Annotated in this window: 8 protein-coding genes; 4 read left to right on the plus strand and 4 right to left on the minus strand. The window is 73.2% G+C overall.

Features of this window, described 5'->3' with window-relative positions; genetic code table 11:
* Positions 1 to 662: 662 nt before the first annotated feature.
* Entirely contained in the window at positions 663 to 1,211 is a 549-nt protein-coding gene (locus ACZ62B_RS06910; RefSeq protein ID WP_344556104.1) for a MarR family winged helix-turn-helix transcriptional regulator, read from the minus strand.
* A gap of 127 nt (positions 1,212 to 1,338) precedes the next feature.
* On the opposite strand from ACZ62B_RS06910, the gene ACZ62B_RS06915 reads away from it, so the two are divergent.
* Positions 1,339 to 2,613, plus strand: a complete 1,275-nt coding sequence (locus ACZ62B_RS06915) for an MFS transporter (protein WP_468721264.1) — start codon at positions 1,339 to 1,341, stop codon at positions 2,611 to 2,613.
* Between the two features lie 52 nt (positions 2,614 to 2,665).
* Here ACZ62B_RS06915 and ACZ62B_RS06920 read toward each other — a convergent pair whose 3' ends face one another.
* Together ACZ62B_RS06920 and ACZ62B_RS06925 are read right to left on the minus strand one after the other, a co-directional pair.
* Positions 2,666 to 4,327, minus strand: a complete 1,662-nt coding sequence (locus ACZ62B_RS06920; RefSeq protein ID WP_469689391.1) for an ATP-binding SpoIIE family protein phosphatase — start codon at positions 4,325 to 4,327, stop codon at positions 2,666 to 2,668.
* A 173-nt stretch (positions 4,328 to 4,500) separates the two neighbouring features.
* Positions 4,501 to 5,880 (minus strand): NAD(P)/FAD-dependent oxidoreductase, encoded by a 1,380-nt coding sequence (locus tag ACZ62B_RS06925; protein ID WP_344556107.1) that lies wholly within the window; start codon positions 5,878 to 5,880, stop codon positions 4,501 to 4,503.
* A 378-nt stretch (positions 5,881 to 6,258) separates the two neighbouring features.
* On the opposite strand from ACZ62B_RS06925, the gene ACZ62B_RS06930 reads away from it, so the two are divergent.
* Entirely contained in the window at positions 6,259 to 7,014 is a 756-nt protein-coding gene (locus tag ACZ62B_RS06930) for a TetR/AcrR family transcriptional regulator (protein WP_469689392.1), read from the plus strand.
* A gap of 592 nt (positions 7,015 to 7,606) precedes the next feature.
* Here ACZ62B_RS06930 and ACZ62B_RS06935 read toward each other — a convergent pair.
* Positions 7,607 to 9,739 (minus strand): asparagine synthase-related protein, encoded by a 2,133-nt coding sequence (locus tag ACZ62B_RS06935; RefSeq protein ID WP_344556111.1) that lies wholly within the window; start codon positions 9,737 to 9,739, stop codon positions 7,607 to 7,609.
* Between the two features lie 717 nt (positions 9,740 to 10,456).
* Here ACZ62B_RS06935 and ACZ62B_RS06940 point away from each other — a divergent pair.
* Together ACZ62B_RS06940 and lhgO are read left to right on the plus strand one after the other, a co-directional pair.
* On the plus strand, positions 10,457 to 11,881 hold the full coding sequence (locus ACZ62B_RS06940; protein WP_344556113.1) for an MFS transporter: 1,425 nt from the start codon (positions 10,457 to 10,459) through the stop codon (positions 11,879 to 11,881).
* A gap of 57 nt (positions 11,882 to 11,938) precedes the next feature.
* A complete protein-coding gene (gene lhgO, locus ACZ62B_RS06945) occupies positions 11,939 to 13,195 on the plus strand; it encodes an L-2-hydroxyglutarate oxidase (protein ID WP_468721052.1) in 1,257 nt (418 codons plus the stop codon).
* Positions 13,196 to 13,346: the final 151 nt, after the last annotated feature.

Genomic DNA, 13,346 nt, shown 5'->3' on the forward strand with positions numbered 1-13,346 from the left:
GCCAGCGTTCGTCCTGAGCCAGGATCAAACTCTCCGTGAATGTTTACCGGTGATCCGGTGCAACACATCACGAGAGCGGAACCACCGGAGGAATGATCCGGCGGTTCACAGCGTCCTCGCTGTGTTCTTTTTCAAAGGAACCTCAACCCGATCGAACCGACCGGGTCAGGGTATCAACATATCTGGCGTTGACTTTTGGCACGCTGTTGAGTTCTCAAGGAACGGACGCTTCCTTCGTACTCACCCTCGCGGGCTTTCCTCCGGGCGCTTCCCTTCGGTCTTGCGTTTCCGACTCTATCAGATCTTTCCGACCCGATTTCCTCGGTGCTTTCCAGGTTCCCGCTTTCGCGTTTCCCTTTCCGGCGGTTCCGACTCTATCAGATCCTTTCGGGCCTGATTCCCGGTCAGAGCGGGTTGTCTTCCCGGCCGTTGGGCCGTTCCGACGTCTCAAACCTTAGCGGACTCTCTCCGTGTTCCTCAAATCGAGGGGTGGAATTGAATTCGGGCGCGCCGAAATCGCTCCCACCGGGAGGTCGTGCTGGGGTTTTGAGTGCCGCTGATGCGGCGGAAGGTGCTGCCGAAGAACCGTTACGGCCCCGTGGCAACCCGAAGAACCTTACGGACCGGAGAGGTGGCTGTCAACGGCCCCCGCCCAAGATTTTTCAGTCCAGGTCGCTGAGGCGTCCGCCGGCGTCCGGCTGGGCGTGTTCCACCCGGCGCAGGAGGCGGGTGAGGACCTCGCCCAGCGTCGCCCGCTCGTCCGGGTCGAGGTCCTGGAGGAGGTCCTCCTCGAAGACGGTGGCCAGGCGCATCGCCTCGAGCCACTTCTCGCGGCCGGCGGAGGTCAGCTCCACGATCACGCGGACCCGGTTGGTCTCGTCCCGCTCCCGGTCGACCAGCCCCTCGGCGACCATGCGGTCGATCCGGTGGGTCATGGCGGCCGGGGTCAGGCCGAGGCGCTTGGCCAGGTCGCCGGGGCCCATGCGGTACGGGGCGCCGGAGAGGACGAGGGCCTTGAGGACCTCCCAGTCGGCGTTGGTGATGCCGAGCTCGGCGGTCTGGCGGCCGTAGGCGACGTTCATGCGGCGGTTCAGGCGGGACAGCGCGTTGACGATCTTCTCGACCTGGGGGTCGAGGTCCTGGAACTCGCGCTGGTACGCGGCGATCTGCTCTTCGAGTGTCGGCTCGCCGAGGCCGGAGGTATCGCCCATGGCCGCAGTATGGCACGCCCCTCCTTTGCCTTGAAGTCCTTCACTGTGTAGCCTTTAGCATCGAACTTTAGCTTCTAAGTCTTCACTCCTAACTACTTGCTTGAGAGAGGTGAACGTGACCAGGGCGATGGGCGCGGCGATGCGCCGGATCCACGTGGGCAACGCACTCAGCGCGTTCGGGCTGGGCTTCACGGTCCCGTATCTGTACGTCTACGTGGCGCAGGTGCGAGGGCTGGGAGCCATGACGGCGGGTCTCGTGCTCGCCGTCTTCGCCGTGGCCGCGCTGATCGTGCTGCCGTTCGCCGGACGGGCGATCGTCCGGCGCGGCCCGCTGCCGGTGCTGCTCGTCGCCCTGGTCACGGCCGCGGTCGGGGCGCTGAGCCTGGGCCTGTCGAGCGGTGCGACGACCGTGCTGCTGTCGGCGGCGGCGCTGGGCGCCGGACAGGCGGTGATGCAGCCGGCGCTCGCGACGATGATCGTGGACTGCTCGACCATGGAGAACCGGTCGCGGGCGTTCGCCACGCAGTTCTTCCTGCAGAACCTCGGGCTCGGCGTCGGCGGTCTCATCGGCGGTCACCTCGTGGACCCCACGGAAGCGGGCTCCTTCGTTCTCCTCTTCGCGATCGAGGCGGCGATGTTCCTGCTGCTGGTCGTGGTGATGGCGACGGCGCGGATGCCGCACGCGCCGCGCGTCGGGGGCGCTTCGGCGCGGTCGGCCAAGGGGAGCTGGAAGCAGCTGCTGGGCAACCGGGCCATGGTGCAGCTGTGTGTGCTGGGCTTCGTGCTGTTCTTCGCCTGCTACGGACAGTTCGAGTCGGGGCTGAGCGCGTACGGCGTCGAGGCCGCCGGGATCTCCACCTCCGCGCTGGGGACGGCGCTGGCCGCGAACACCCTGATGATCGTGGTCGCGCAGTTCGCGGTGCTGCGGTTCGTCGAGCGGCGCAAGCGCTCGCGCGTGATCGCGTCCGTGGGGCTGATCTGGGCCGTGGCGTGGGCCGTGGCCGGATACGCGGGGCTGGGGAACGGGAGCCAGACGATGGCGACCGCCGCGTTCATCTCGACGTACGCGCTCTTCGGGCTCGGTGAGGCGATGCTGTCGCCGACGCTCGCGCCGCTGGTCGCCGATCTCGCGCCGACCGGGATGGCGGGACAGTACAACTCGGCGTTCGCCCTGGTGAAGCAGCTCGCGCTGGCCGTGGGCCCGGCCGTGGGCGGGCCGCTGGGCGCCTCGCTGCACGCGCCGTACGTCGTGATCTTCCTGTTGTTCTCGCTGGGCATCACGGTGCTGGCGGTGCGGCTCGGGCGGCAGCTCACGGACGTGCAGGACCAGCCGTCGGTGGCGCGGAGCCGTGTGGTGGTGCAGAGCGGCGCGGCAGCGGGACAGGCTCCGGCGCACGCCTGATCCACGCGCCCCTGCCTCACCCCGTACAACCCGACCCGTACGCCCGGCTCCGTTACGAGCCGGGCGTCTTCGGCTTCGGCTTCGGCAGGAGGAATTCGCACCAGACCGCCTTGCCGCCGCCCGGGGTGCGTCTGCTGCCCCAGCCGGAGGCGATCGTCGCGACGATGGCGATGCCCCGGCCGGACTCGTCGCCGGGTTCCGCGCGGCGGCGCCTCGGCAGGTGGTCGTCGCCGTCGGTGACCTCGATGATCAGGCGGCGGTCGGTGCGGCGCAGCCGCAGCCGCATGGGCGGCGTGCCGTGCTGGAGGGAGTTGGCGACCAGTTCGCTGGCGGCCAGGACGCCCAGGTCGTGCAGCTCGGCGGGGAAGCGCCAGCTGGTCAGCACGCCGGAGGCGAAGGCACGCGCGCGGGGGGCCGCCTCGACCCCGCCGAGCAGTTCCAGCGCGGCGTTGCGGAAGAGCTCGCTCTCCGCTCCCTTGCGGGCGGGGTGCTGGAGGACCAGCACGGCGACGTCGTCGTCGTGGTCCGGGGTGACGCCGGCCGAGCGGATCAGGCGGTCGCAGACGACCTGGGGGCTGCCGGTGGCTCCGGCCAGGGCGCGTTCCAGGGCGGCGATGCCCTCGTCCAGGTCCTCGTTCCTCCGCTCGACCAGGCCGTCCGTGTAGAGGACGGCGGTGGAGCCGGGGGTGAGGGGGACGGAGCCGGACGCGTGCATCCAGCCGCCGGTGCCGAGCGGGGGGCCGGTCGGTTCGTCGGCGCGCCGGACGGTGCCGTTCTCGTCGCGGACCAGGATGGGCAGGTGGCCGGCGGAGGCGTACACCAGGCTGCCCTCGTTGGGGTCGTGGATGGCGTAGGCGCAGGTGGCGATCTGGTTGGCGTCGATCTCCATGGCGAGGCCGTCGAGGAGCTGGAGCACCTCGTGCGGCGGGAGGTCGAGGCGCGCGTAGGCCCGTACGGCCGTGCGGAGCTGGCCCATGACCGCCGCCGCGCGCACCCCTCGTCCCATGACGTCGCCGATGACGAGGGCGGTGCGGCCGCCGCCCAGGGTGATCACGTCGTACCAGTCGCCGCCGACGGCGGCCTCGGTGCCGCCGGGGTGGTAGGTGGCGGCGACGCGCAGGTCGTCGGGCTCCTCCAGCTCCTGGGGGAGGAGGGAGCGCTGGAGGGTGACGGCGGTCTCGCGCTGGCGGCGTTCGCTGGCGCGCAGGCGTTCGGCGGCCTCGGCGTGGTCGGTGACGTCGGTGGCGAAGACGAGCACCCCGCGGCCCTCGCCCTCGGTGACCGGGGTGCAGGTGAAGGTGTAGGAGCGGCCGTCGGGGGCCTTGCGGGACTTCACCGTGCGGGGCTTGCCGCTGCGCAGGACCTGGTCGAGGAGGGGCAGCAGGCCGAGTGCCTCCAGCTCGGGGAGGGCCCCGCGCGCGGGGGCGCCGATCGGGCGGGCGCCGAAGGCCGCCGTGTAGGCGTCGTTGACGTAGGCGATGCGGTGGTCGGGGCCGTGGACCAGGGCGACGAGGGAGGGGACGTGGTCCAGGACCTCGCGCACCCCGAGATCGTCGACGGCGGGCACGGGCCGCACGTCGTCGGTGAGTTGTTCGGCGCGGGCCCCGGGCACGGAGCCCTCTCCCCGCCGGTCCGGGGAGACCGCCTGCTCGTTCCGCGCTGCGGCGCGGCGCTGCGTTCCGGGGAGCCGGGCGCTCCAGCGCGTGAAGTTCACGAATCCTTGCCTCGTGTAGTTGTCGGCGGCCGGAAACCGGGACCGGCCGGGGCCCCGGGGGCCGCACCGGGGTGGGCGGGGGCCCGCCCGCGGTGGTGGACCAGTCTGGCAGGGTGCCGACCGGGCCGACATCCGTCAGACGCCGGTCCGGCCGCCGGAGTTCCTGGGTCCGGTCAGGACGACCCCTTCGGGTTGTGCGGGGGGTCCTGAGAAGGCTTTCCACCGGCCGCCAGTTCGAACTCCGCCCGGGGGTGTTCGAGTGAACCGAGCGAGACGACCTCCCGTTTGAAGAGCCCGGCGAGCGTCCACTCGGCGGCGACCCGCGCCTTGCGGTTGAAGGTCGGGACCCGGCTGAGGTGGTAGGTCCGGTGCATGAACCAGGCGGGGTAGCCCTTGAGCTTGCGCCCGTACACCTGGGCGACGCCCTTGTGCAGTCCCAGCGAGGCGACGGAACCGGCGTACTTGTGGGCGTACGTCTCCAGGGGCTCGCCCCGCAGGGAGTGGACGACGTTGTCGCCGAGGACGCGCGCCTGGCGGAGCGCGTGCTGCGCGTTGGGGGCGCACTCCCGCCCCGGCTCCCGCGCGGTGACGTCGGGGACGGCGGCGGCGTCCCCGGCGGCCCACGCGTGCGCGGCCCCGTCCACGGCCAGCTCGGCGGTGCACTTCAGCCGCCCTCGCCCGTTCAGCGGCAGATCGGTGGCGGCGAGGACGGGATGCGGTTTGACGCCGGCGGTCCACACGACCGTACGCGTGGGAAAGCGTGACCCGTCACTGAGCACGGCGACGCGGTCGGCGCAGGACTCCAGCCGCGTCTCGAGACGTACGTCGATGTTGCGCCGGCGCAGTTCGGTGACGGTGTACCGGCCCATCTCCTCCCCGACCTCGGGCAGGATGCGCCCGGACGCCTCGACGAGGATCCACTTCATGTCCTCGGGCCGGACGTTGTGGTAGTACCGCGCGGCGTAGCGCGCCATGTCCTCCAGCTCGCCGAGCGCCTCGACGCCCGCGTAGCCGCCGCCGACGAAGACGAAGGTCAGGGCGGCGTCCCGGATGGCGGGGTCACGGGTGGAGGAGGCGATGTCCATCTGCTCCAGCACATGGTTGCGCAGGCCGATGGCCTCCTCCACCGTCTTGAAGCCGATGGCGTGGTCGGCGAGGCCGGGGATCGGCAGGGTGCGCGACACGGAACCGGGCGCGAGCACCAGCTCGTCGTACGTGATCCGCCGCCCTCCCGTGCCCTCCTCGGCGGTGGCCAGCGTGCTGACGGTGGCGGTGCGTTCGGCGTGGTCGACGCGGGTGGCCTCGCCGATGACGACGTGGCACCGGTCGAGGACACGACGCAGCGGTACGACGACGTGGCGAGGGGAAATGGCACCGGCGGCCGCTTCGGGGAGGAAGGGCTGGTACGTCATGTACGGATCCGGGGTGACGACCGTGATCTCGGCCTCACCCCGCCCGAGTTCCCGTTTCAGCCTCCGCTGGAGGCGCAGGGCCGTGTACATCCCGACGTAGCCGCCGCCGACAACGAGAATGCGCGCACGTTCCTTCACCATCCCATGACGCACCCGCCGCTTGCGTTTGTCCACAGCCCCGACGAATTGTGTGACCGGAGGGCCCGCGTGCACCGGGTTGGCCGATTCACCGTCCCTGCCGGAATTCCCCCAGGTCAGCAGCGGTGAACTGGACCTCGCTCAGGGGTACATTCGGGACGTATGCGCCCCGTACTCCGATCGGGGGGCGCTCCGTGCGGAACCTGCCCCTTCTGAATTGACCCCCTCTCAACTATGTTCTTCTGTCGACGGGGTGTAGGGGGATGCGCTCATCGGGCTCGCGACGGGCGGGACCGACAAGCCGGGCCTGTTCCACGCGCCCCGGACATCAATGGCGGGGAGAAGTCTCCGGGGGGAGACGTCATTACCGGGGGAATACATATGCATGTTCAGGACTCTCATTGGTCTTCCGCTCTCGCGGCCGGCGCGACGATGAACGCGCCCACGGGCGGCGGACGCCCGAACGGGGCGCGTACGACACCGCTGCGCGTGGACGCCCAGCGCAATCTGGAGCACGTGCTGCGTGCCGCGCGGGAGGTCTTCGGCGAGCTGGGCTACGGCGCGCCGATGGAGGACGTGGCGCGCCGGGCACGGGTCGGCGTGGGCACGGTGTACCGGCGCTTCCCGAGCAAGGACGTCCTGGTGCGGCGGATCGCCGAGGAGGAGACCTCCCGGCTGACCGACCAGGCGCGGGCGGCGCTCGGCCAGGAGGACGAGCCGTGGTCGGCGCTGTCCCGTTTCCTGCGCACGTCGGTCGCGTCCGGCGCGGGGCGGTTGCTGCCGCCGCAGGTGCTGCGGGTGGGGGTGGCGGAGGAGCACGGTCTGCCGGACCATGCGCGGTTGCCGCAGCAGCGGACGCAGGTGGCGGGGGCGGGTGAGCTGCGGCTGGTGCCGGAGGCGCCGGTGGCCGTGGCGGCGGAGGACGACGCCGGGGCGGCGCAGCTGCTGGATGTCGTGGGGCAGTTGGTGGACCGGGCGCGGGCTGCGGGTGAGCTTCGGCCGGATGTGTCGGTGTCCGACGTCCTGCTGGTGATCGCTACGGCGGCGCCGTCCCTGCCGGATGCGGCGCAGCAGGCTGCGGCGTCGGCGCGGTTGCTGGACATCCTGCTGGAGGGGTTGCGTTCACGCCCGGCGTAGGGGGTGTTCGGCGGTGCCGGTGGGAGTGCGGCTCCGGCGCTGTCGGGTGCTTCGCGTTGGTGTGAGCCGGGTGTGTCCGTGCGGCCCGGCGCCGTACGGGATGCCCTGCGCTGGTGTGGTCCGGGGGGTGTTCGCGCGGCCCGGCGCTTACGGGGTGCCGTCGCGCCCACCCGTGCCGCCCCAGCGGCACGACTGCCCGCGGAGAGCGGGGATGCGGCACGACTGCCCGCGGAGAGCGGGGGCGGCAGGCGGCTGTCCGCGGAGAGCGCATGGCTGCCCGCGGAGAGCGGGGATGCGGCGCGGCTGCCCGCGGGGCGGTGGTAGGTGGTCGCGTACGGCGGGGAGGGGACGGGGCGGGGGTGGCCGCCCGCAGCGGCTGGCGCGTCCGCACCCCGCACCCCCTCCAAGGAACGCAGTCGCGCCAGTCCGAGGACGGACACCCCCGACGCGGCCCCGACCCACCCACCGGCCGTGGGCGCTACACACGCCCCCACCGAAGCCGCACAGGCGCCGCAGGCATCCCCCCACCGAACCGAACGCCGCGCCACAGGCATCCCCCCCACCAGACCGAACGCCGCGCCGCAGGCGGACCTCAGCGGGTGCCGGCCGTGCCGGCCGTGCCGGCGCCGAGGGCGCCGCGTTGGGGGGCGATTCCGCCCGGTACCGCGCGTTGGCGGGCCGGGGTGCCGGTCCAGCAGGTTCCCCTGCGGGCCAGCAGGCGGCGCAGCCACACTTCCAGGGCGACCAGATCCGCCAGGCCGTCCAGCGGCAGCGGCTCGCCCTCCGCCGCGCCCCGCAGGGCCTTGCGGACCACCCGCGCCTCGACCAGCCCCGCCTCCGCCAGCAGCGGCGTGTCGAACAGCGCCACCAGCGAGTCCGCCGCCACCCGCAGCCCGGTACGCGCCGCGGCCGCGGGGCCGGCCGCCCCCGGCGCCCCCCAACCCGTCGGCAGCTCCCGCACCCCCGCCCCCTCCAACACCGACCGCAGGATCGACGCCCGCGCCCCCGGCTGCACCCGCAGCGCCTCCGGCAGCGCCCGGCACGCCCGCACGACCTGGTTGTCGAGGAACGGCGCGTGCAGCCGCTGGGAACGGATCTCGGCCGCCTGCTCCAGCACCCGCAGATCCGCCGCGTGCCGGGCCAGCGCCGCCCGCGCCCGGAAATCGCCGGGCCGCTGCCCCGGCCCCACCTCGGACCGCCGCGTCGACGCCTGCAGGCGAACCGATACTTCAGCCAGCGCCTCGCCCGTCAGCCAGCGCGCCGCCGGCCCGGGTCTCCCCCAGGTCAGCGCGGCCAGCGAGGCGTCCGCCGCACCCCCGGGCCCGTCGTCGTCCAGCCGCCGCTGCAGCAGCCGCTCCGCGAGCGACTCCAGCCCCGCCCGGTACGGCGTGCGCGCCAGCCGCCGGGCGGCGGCGTACACGCGCGCGGGCACCATCACGGACCCGTCGGCCTTGGCCAGCGCGGCCACCGGCCGCACCAGATGCCGCCGCTTGCGGTCCATCAGCAGATCGGCCAGCCGCGCCGGATGCGCGTCCAGCACCTGCTTCGCCCCGTACCCGGTGAAGTGATCCGCGCTCCCCGCCGCCAGCCGCGCCCGGTGCCGCGCGGCGGACACCAGCGAGGGCCCGGGCTCGTCCGTCAGCGGCCCGTCCAGATCGACGTACGGAAGCGTCGACTCCGCGCCGGTCACCACCACGTGGTGCAGCCGCGGATTGGCGGCCAGCGCCCCCGCCCGCGACAGCTCGTCGTCGTCCCGCGCCCCACCGGACCCGCCGGCGAGGTCGTTGAAGGTGACGGCCAGCAGCCGCTCCCCCGCCCCCGTCCCGTGCCCCAGCACGGTCCCCGGCATCCCGGGCAGCCCCGCGGCCAGCAGCGCCAGCGCCCCGGACGCCGGCCCGCCGGACAGGTCGGCCCCGATCCCCGGCACGGGCGTCCCCCGGGCCGCCCGCCGCTCGGCGGGGCCCATCCCGGGCACGGGCCCGGGGTCGATACCGGCGCCGGGAACGTGCCGGGGCGCGGCCAGCCGTGTCCGTACGGCCTCGACCAGCGCGTCCCGCACGGCGTCCACCGCGTGGTCGGGGTCGGCGGGCGGCGCGGCGACGGCGAGCGAGGCGACGGGTTCGTACCCGGCGATCTCGCGCGCCCCGGCGCGCAGGATCAGCGCATGCCCCGGCGGAATGCGTTTCACGCCGTCGTACGGGGTGGAGTCGTGGAGCGCGGCCGGCACGTCGGGGGCGGCGAGCAGCGCGGCGAGGTGTCCGAAGTCGAGGTTGGCCTCGATGAGGTCGGCAAGCGGCAGCGCGGCGGTCGCGTACGCGGTGCCGCCCGCCCACGGGGTGTGGAAGACCGGACGGGCGCCGGCGAGATCGCCGCAGACGGTGACCCGGCGCCCCACCTGCACGACCGCCGTGTAACTCCCCGGCCAGGCGGTCAGGTGCCGCAGCGCCCCGCCCCGCGCGGCGAACAGCGCGACGCGCAGTTGCTCGTCGGAGGCCCCGCACGTGCCGAGGACGGCGATCCGGGTCTGTTCGTCGGCCTTGACCACCCGTACCTCGTCGGGGCGCCAGTCGCCGACCGCCCAGAGCGGGTCGGGGTCACCCCACAGGAGCTGGGATCCCACGGGGTGCACGGTCTCGCCGTCCATCCCGGTGGCGCCGGCGGAGCCGGTGGGGCCGAACCCCGTGGCGCCCGCGGCGGTGCTGCTCCATCCCACCAACCACCGCATCGCCGCCTCCACATGCTGTGGACAACCAGTGCACCGTACGAACCGGTTCCCCATGCTGCCATGAAGGAGGCGCTCAGGAGGGGTGCCGGAACCGTACGCGCTCCGTCGGATGCGCCCCGGCGGAGACACCCGCCCCGCCCCGGACGGGCGCCCGCCACAGAGGAGTCACCGTACCGGCGCCACACGGCCGACCAGGCCATCACGACGCGAATGCGCCCCCACAGCGCGCCCTTTAAACCCCCAACGCGCCGTCAACTACCAGCGTAGAAGCGGTGATACACCCGAAAGAGTGGGGTCTATTTTCGGCCAAATCGGAGCGGTGAGGTCAGTCTCGAACACGCTCCGTACAGGCTCTGCGCACCGCTGGGCGGTCGCGCGGTCCGGGAGACGGAACACGCCTCCCGGACCGTTCCACCGCCCGCGGGGATGAGGGCGGCGGTGTCCCCCAGCCCACTGGATCCAGTACAGCGGGCCGACCCACGCACCGACCATGGAACCGCTCCCGTGATGGCCGGAGAAGAGCGCACACACGGGCGCACGGCCACACACCGGGAGCGCGCCGCAACTGCGCGTATCGGACCCGTACTTCAGTACGGACCACAATCCCGCCATCCGGAAGAATGCCCCTTAACGCTTGGGATGCGGCGAACTACGCTGGGTTTACGAATGCCGCGTGGTTATGCCAGCGCGGCAGCCGTCTGTGTCGAGGGGTGGCGCATGTCCAGGGAGCAACGCGGGCCGAACGAAAAGCTCGGCGCCGTTCTCGCCCTCGCGGGAATCTCCAACGCAGGCCTCGCGCGACGCGTCAACGACCTTGGCGCCCAGCGGGGACTGACACTTCGCTACGACAAGACGTCGGTGGCGCGCTGGGTGTCGAAGGGCATGGTGCCGCAGGGCGCCGCTCCGCACCTGATCGCCGCCGCCATCGGCCAGAAGCTGGGCCGTCCGGTGCCGCTCCACGAGATCGGCCTGGCGGACGCGGACCCCGCACCCGAGGTGGGCCTCGCCTTCCCCCGTGACGTCGGACAGGCGGTGCGCTCCGCCACGGAGCTGTACCGGCTGGACCTGGCGGGCCGCAGAGCCGGCTCCGGCGGCATCTGGCAGTCGCTCGCCGGATCGTTCGCGGTGAGCGCGTACGCGACGCCCGCGTCGCGCTGGCTGATAACCCCGGCCGACAGTTCGGTGGCGCGCGAGGCGAACCCCGCCGACGGCTCCGGCGCACCGTCCAAAGTCGGCCACAGCGATGTGCGGAAACTGCGGGAGGCCGCCGAGGACGCCCGACGCTGGGACTCCAAGTACGGCGGAGGGGACTGGCGTTCGTCGATGGTCCCCGAATGCCTGAGGGTCGAGGCGGCCCCGCTGCTGCTCGGCTCCTACTCCGACGACGTCGGCCGCTCCCTCTTCGGCGCGGCGGCCGAACTCACCCGCCTGGCCGGCTGGATGGCCTTCGACACCGGCCAGCAGGAGGCCGCCCAGCGCTACTACATCCAGGCCCTGCGCCTGGCCCGCGCGGCGGCCGACGTCCCCCTGGGCGGTTACGTACTCGCCTCGATGTCGCTGCAGGCGACCTACCGCGGTTTCGGCGACGAGGGCGTGGACCTCGCCCAGGCCGCCCTCGAACGCAACCGGGGGCTGGCCACCGCCCGCACCCTGAGCTTCTTCCGCCTCGTCGAGGCGCGCGCGCACGCCCGCGCGGGGGACGCCCAGGCGGCCGGTGCCGCCCTGAGGTCGGCGGAGAGCTGGCTGGAACGCTCCCGTCCCGGCGACAGCGACCCGACCTGGCTCGGCTTCTACTCCTACGACCGTTTCGCCGCCGACGCCGCGGAGTGCTACCGCGACCTGAAGGCGCCCCGCCAGGTCCGCCGCTTCACCGAGCAGGCGCTGTCCAGTCCGACGGAGGAGTTCGTGCGCTCGCACGGACTGCGGCTGGTCGTCTCGGCGGTCGCCGAACTGGAGTCGGGCAACCTGGACGCGGCCTGCGAGCAGGGCGTCCGCGCGGTGGAGGTCGCGGGCCGCATCTCGTCCGTCCGCACCACCGAGTACGTCAGGGACCTCCTGCACCGTCTGGAGCCCTACAGCGACGAACCCCGCGTGGTCGAACTGCGCGAACGCGCCCGCCCGCTGCTGATGACGACCGCCTGACCCGGTCCGCGCGTCAAGAACCCGCCTTTCGGGTTTGAAGGCGTTGTCAGTGGCGCAGTGCACTATCGGACGCGGGAGGTGGTGCGGGTGGTGACGGGGCGGTCGTACGACTGCGACGTACTGGTGATCGGCGGCGGGATCGTCGGCCTGTCGACGGCGTACGCGCTCACGCGCGCGGCGCCGGGCACGCGGGTCGCGGTGCTGGAGAAGGAGCCGGGGCCCGCCCGGCACCAGACGGGCCGCAACAGCGGCGTCATCCACAGCGGCGTCTACTACCGCCCCGGCTCGCTGAAGGCGCGGTACGCGGTGTCGGGCGCCGCGGAGATGGTCAAGTTCTGCGCGGAGTACGACATCCCGCACGCCGTGACGGGCAAGCTGATCGTCGCCACGACCCGCGAGGAGCTGCCCCGGCTGCACGCCCTGGTCCAGCGCGGCCGGGAGAACGGCATCGCGGTCCGCGAGCTGTCCGGCGCGCAGATCGCGGAGTACGAGCCGGAGGTCGACGGCCTGGCCGCCATCCACGTCGGCACCACCGGCATCTGCGACTTCACCGCGGTGGCCCGCCGGCTCGCCCAGGCGGCGGAGGCGGCGGGCGCGGAGATCCGCTACGGGGCACGGGTGATACGCGTCGACCGCCGCCCCGACCGGGGAGTCGCCGTCCTGACGGCCGGCGGCGACGTCGTACGCGGCCGGGTGCTGGTGAACTGCGCCGGTCTGCACTGCGACGAGATCGCCCGCCGCACCGGCGACGAGCCCGGCGCCCGGATCGTGCCGTTCCGCGGCGAGTACTACGAGCTGGCCCGGCCGGAACTGGTGCGCGGCCTGGTCTACCCGGTGCCCGACCCGGCGTTCCCCTTCCTCGGCGTCCACCTCACCCGGGGCATCGACGGCGGCGTCCACGTCGGCCCCAACGCGGTACCGGCACTGGCCCGCGAGGGCTACGACTGGCGCACGGTGCGTCCGCGCGAGCTGGGGGCGACCCTGGTCTGGCCGGGCTCCTGGCAGCTGGCCCGCCGCCACTGGCGGTACGGCACCGGCGAACTGCACCGCTCGCTCTCCGGACGGGCCTTCACCCGGGCCGTGCGCCGGCTGCTGCCCGCGGTGCGGGAGGACGACCTGGTGCCGGCGGCGGCCGGGGTACGGGCCCAGGCGGTCCTGCGGGACGGCACCCTGGCCGACGACTTCCTGATCCAGGAGACCGCCCGCACGGTCCACGTACTGAACGCCCCCTCCCCGGCGGCGACGGCATCCCTGCCGATCGGCCGCGAGGTCGCGCGACGGGCCCTGGCCGCGCTGGAGACGGCGGGACGCTGAACCCCGGACGCCCGGACCGACGCGTCGCTGCCCCCGCGCACGGGGCCACGGCGGCGACCAGGAGCGCGGGCCCACGTCGCCCTGGCCGGGTGAACGGGACACCGACGGGCACACGGCCGCACAGCCGCAGCCGGCCCGCAAGGGACGCCCC

The organism is Streptomyces sp. NPDC053426, from assembly GCF_055585405.1.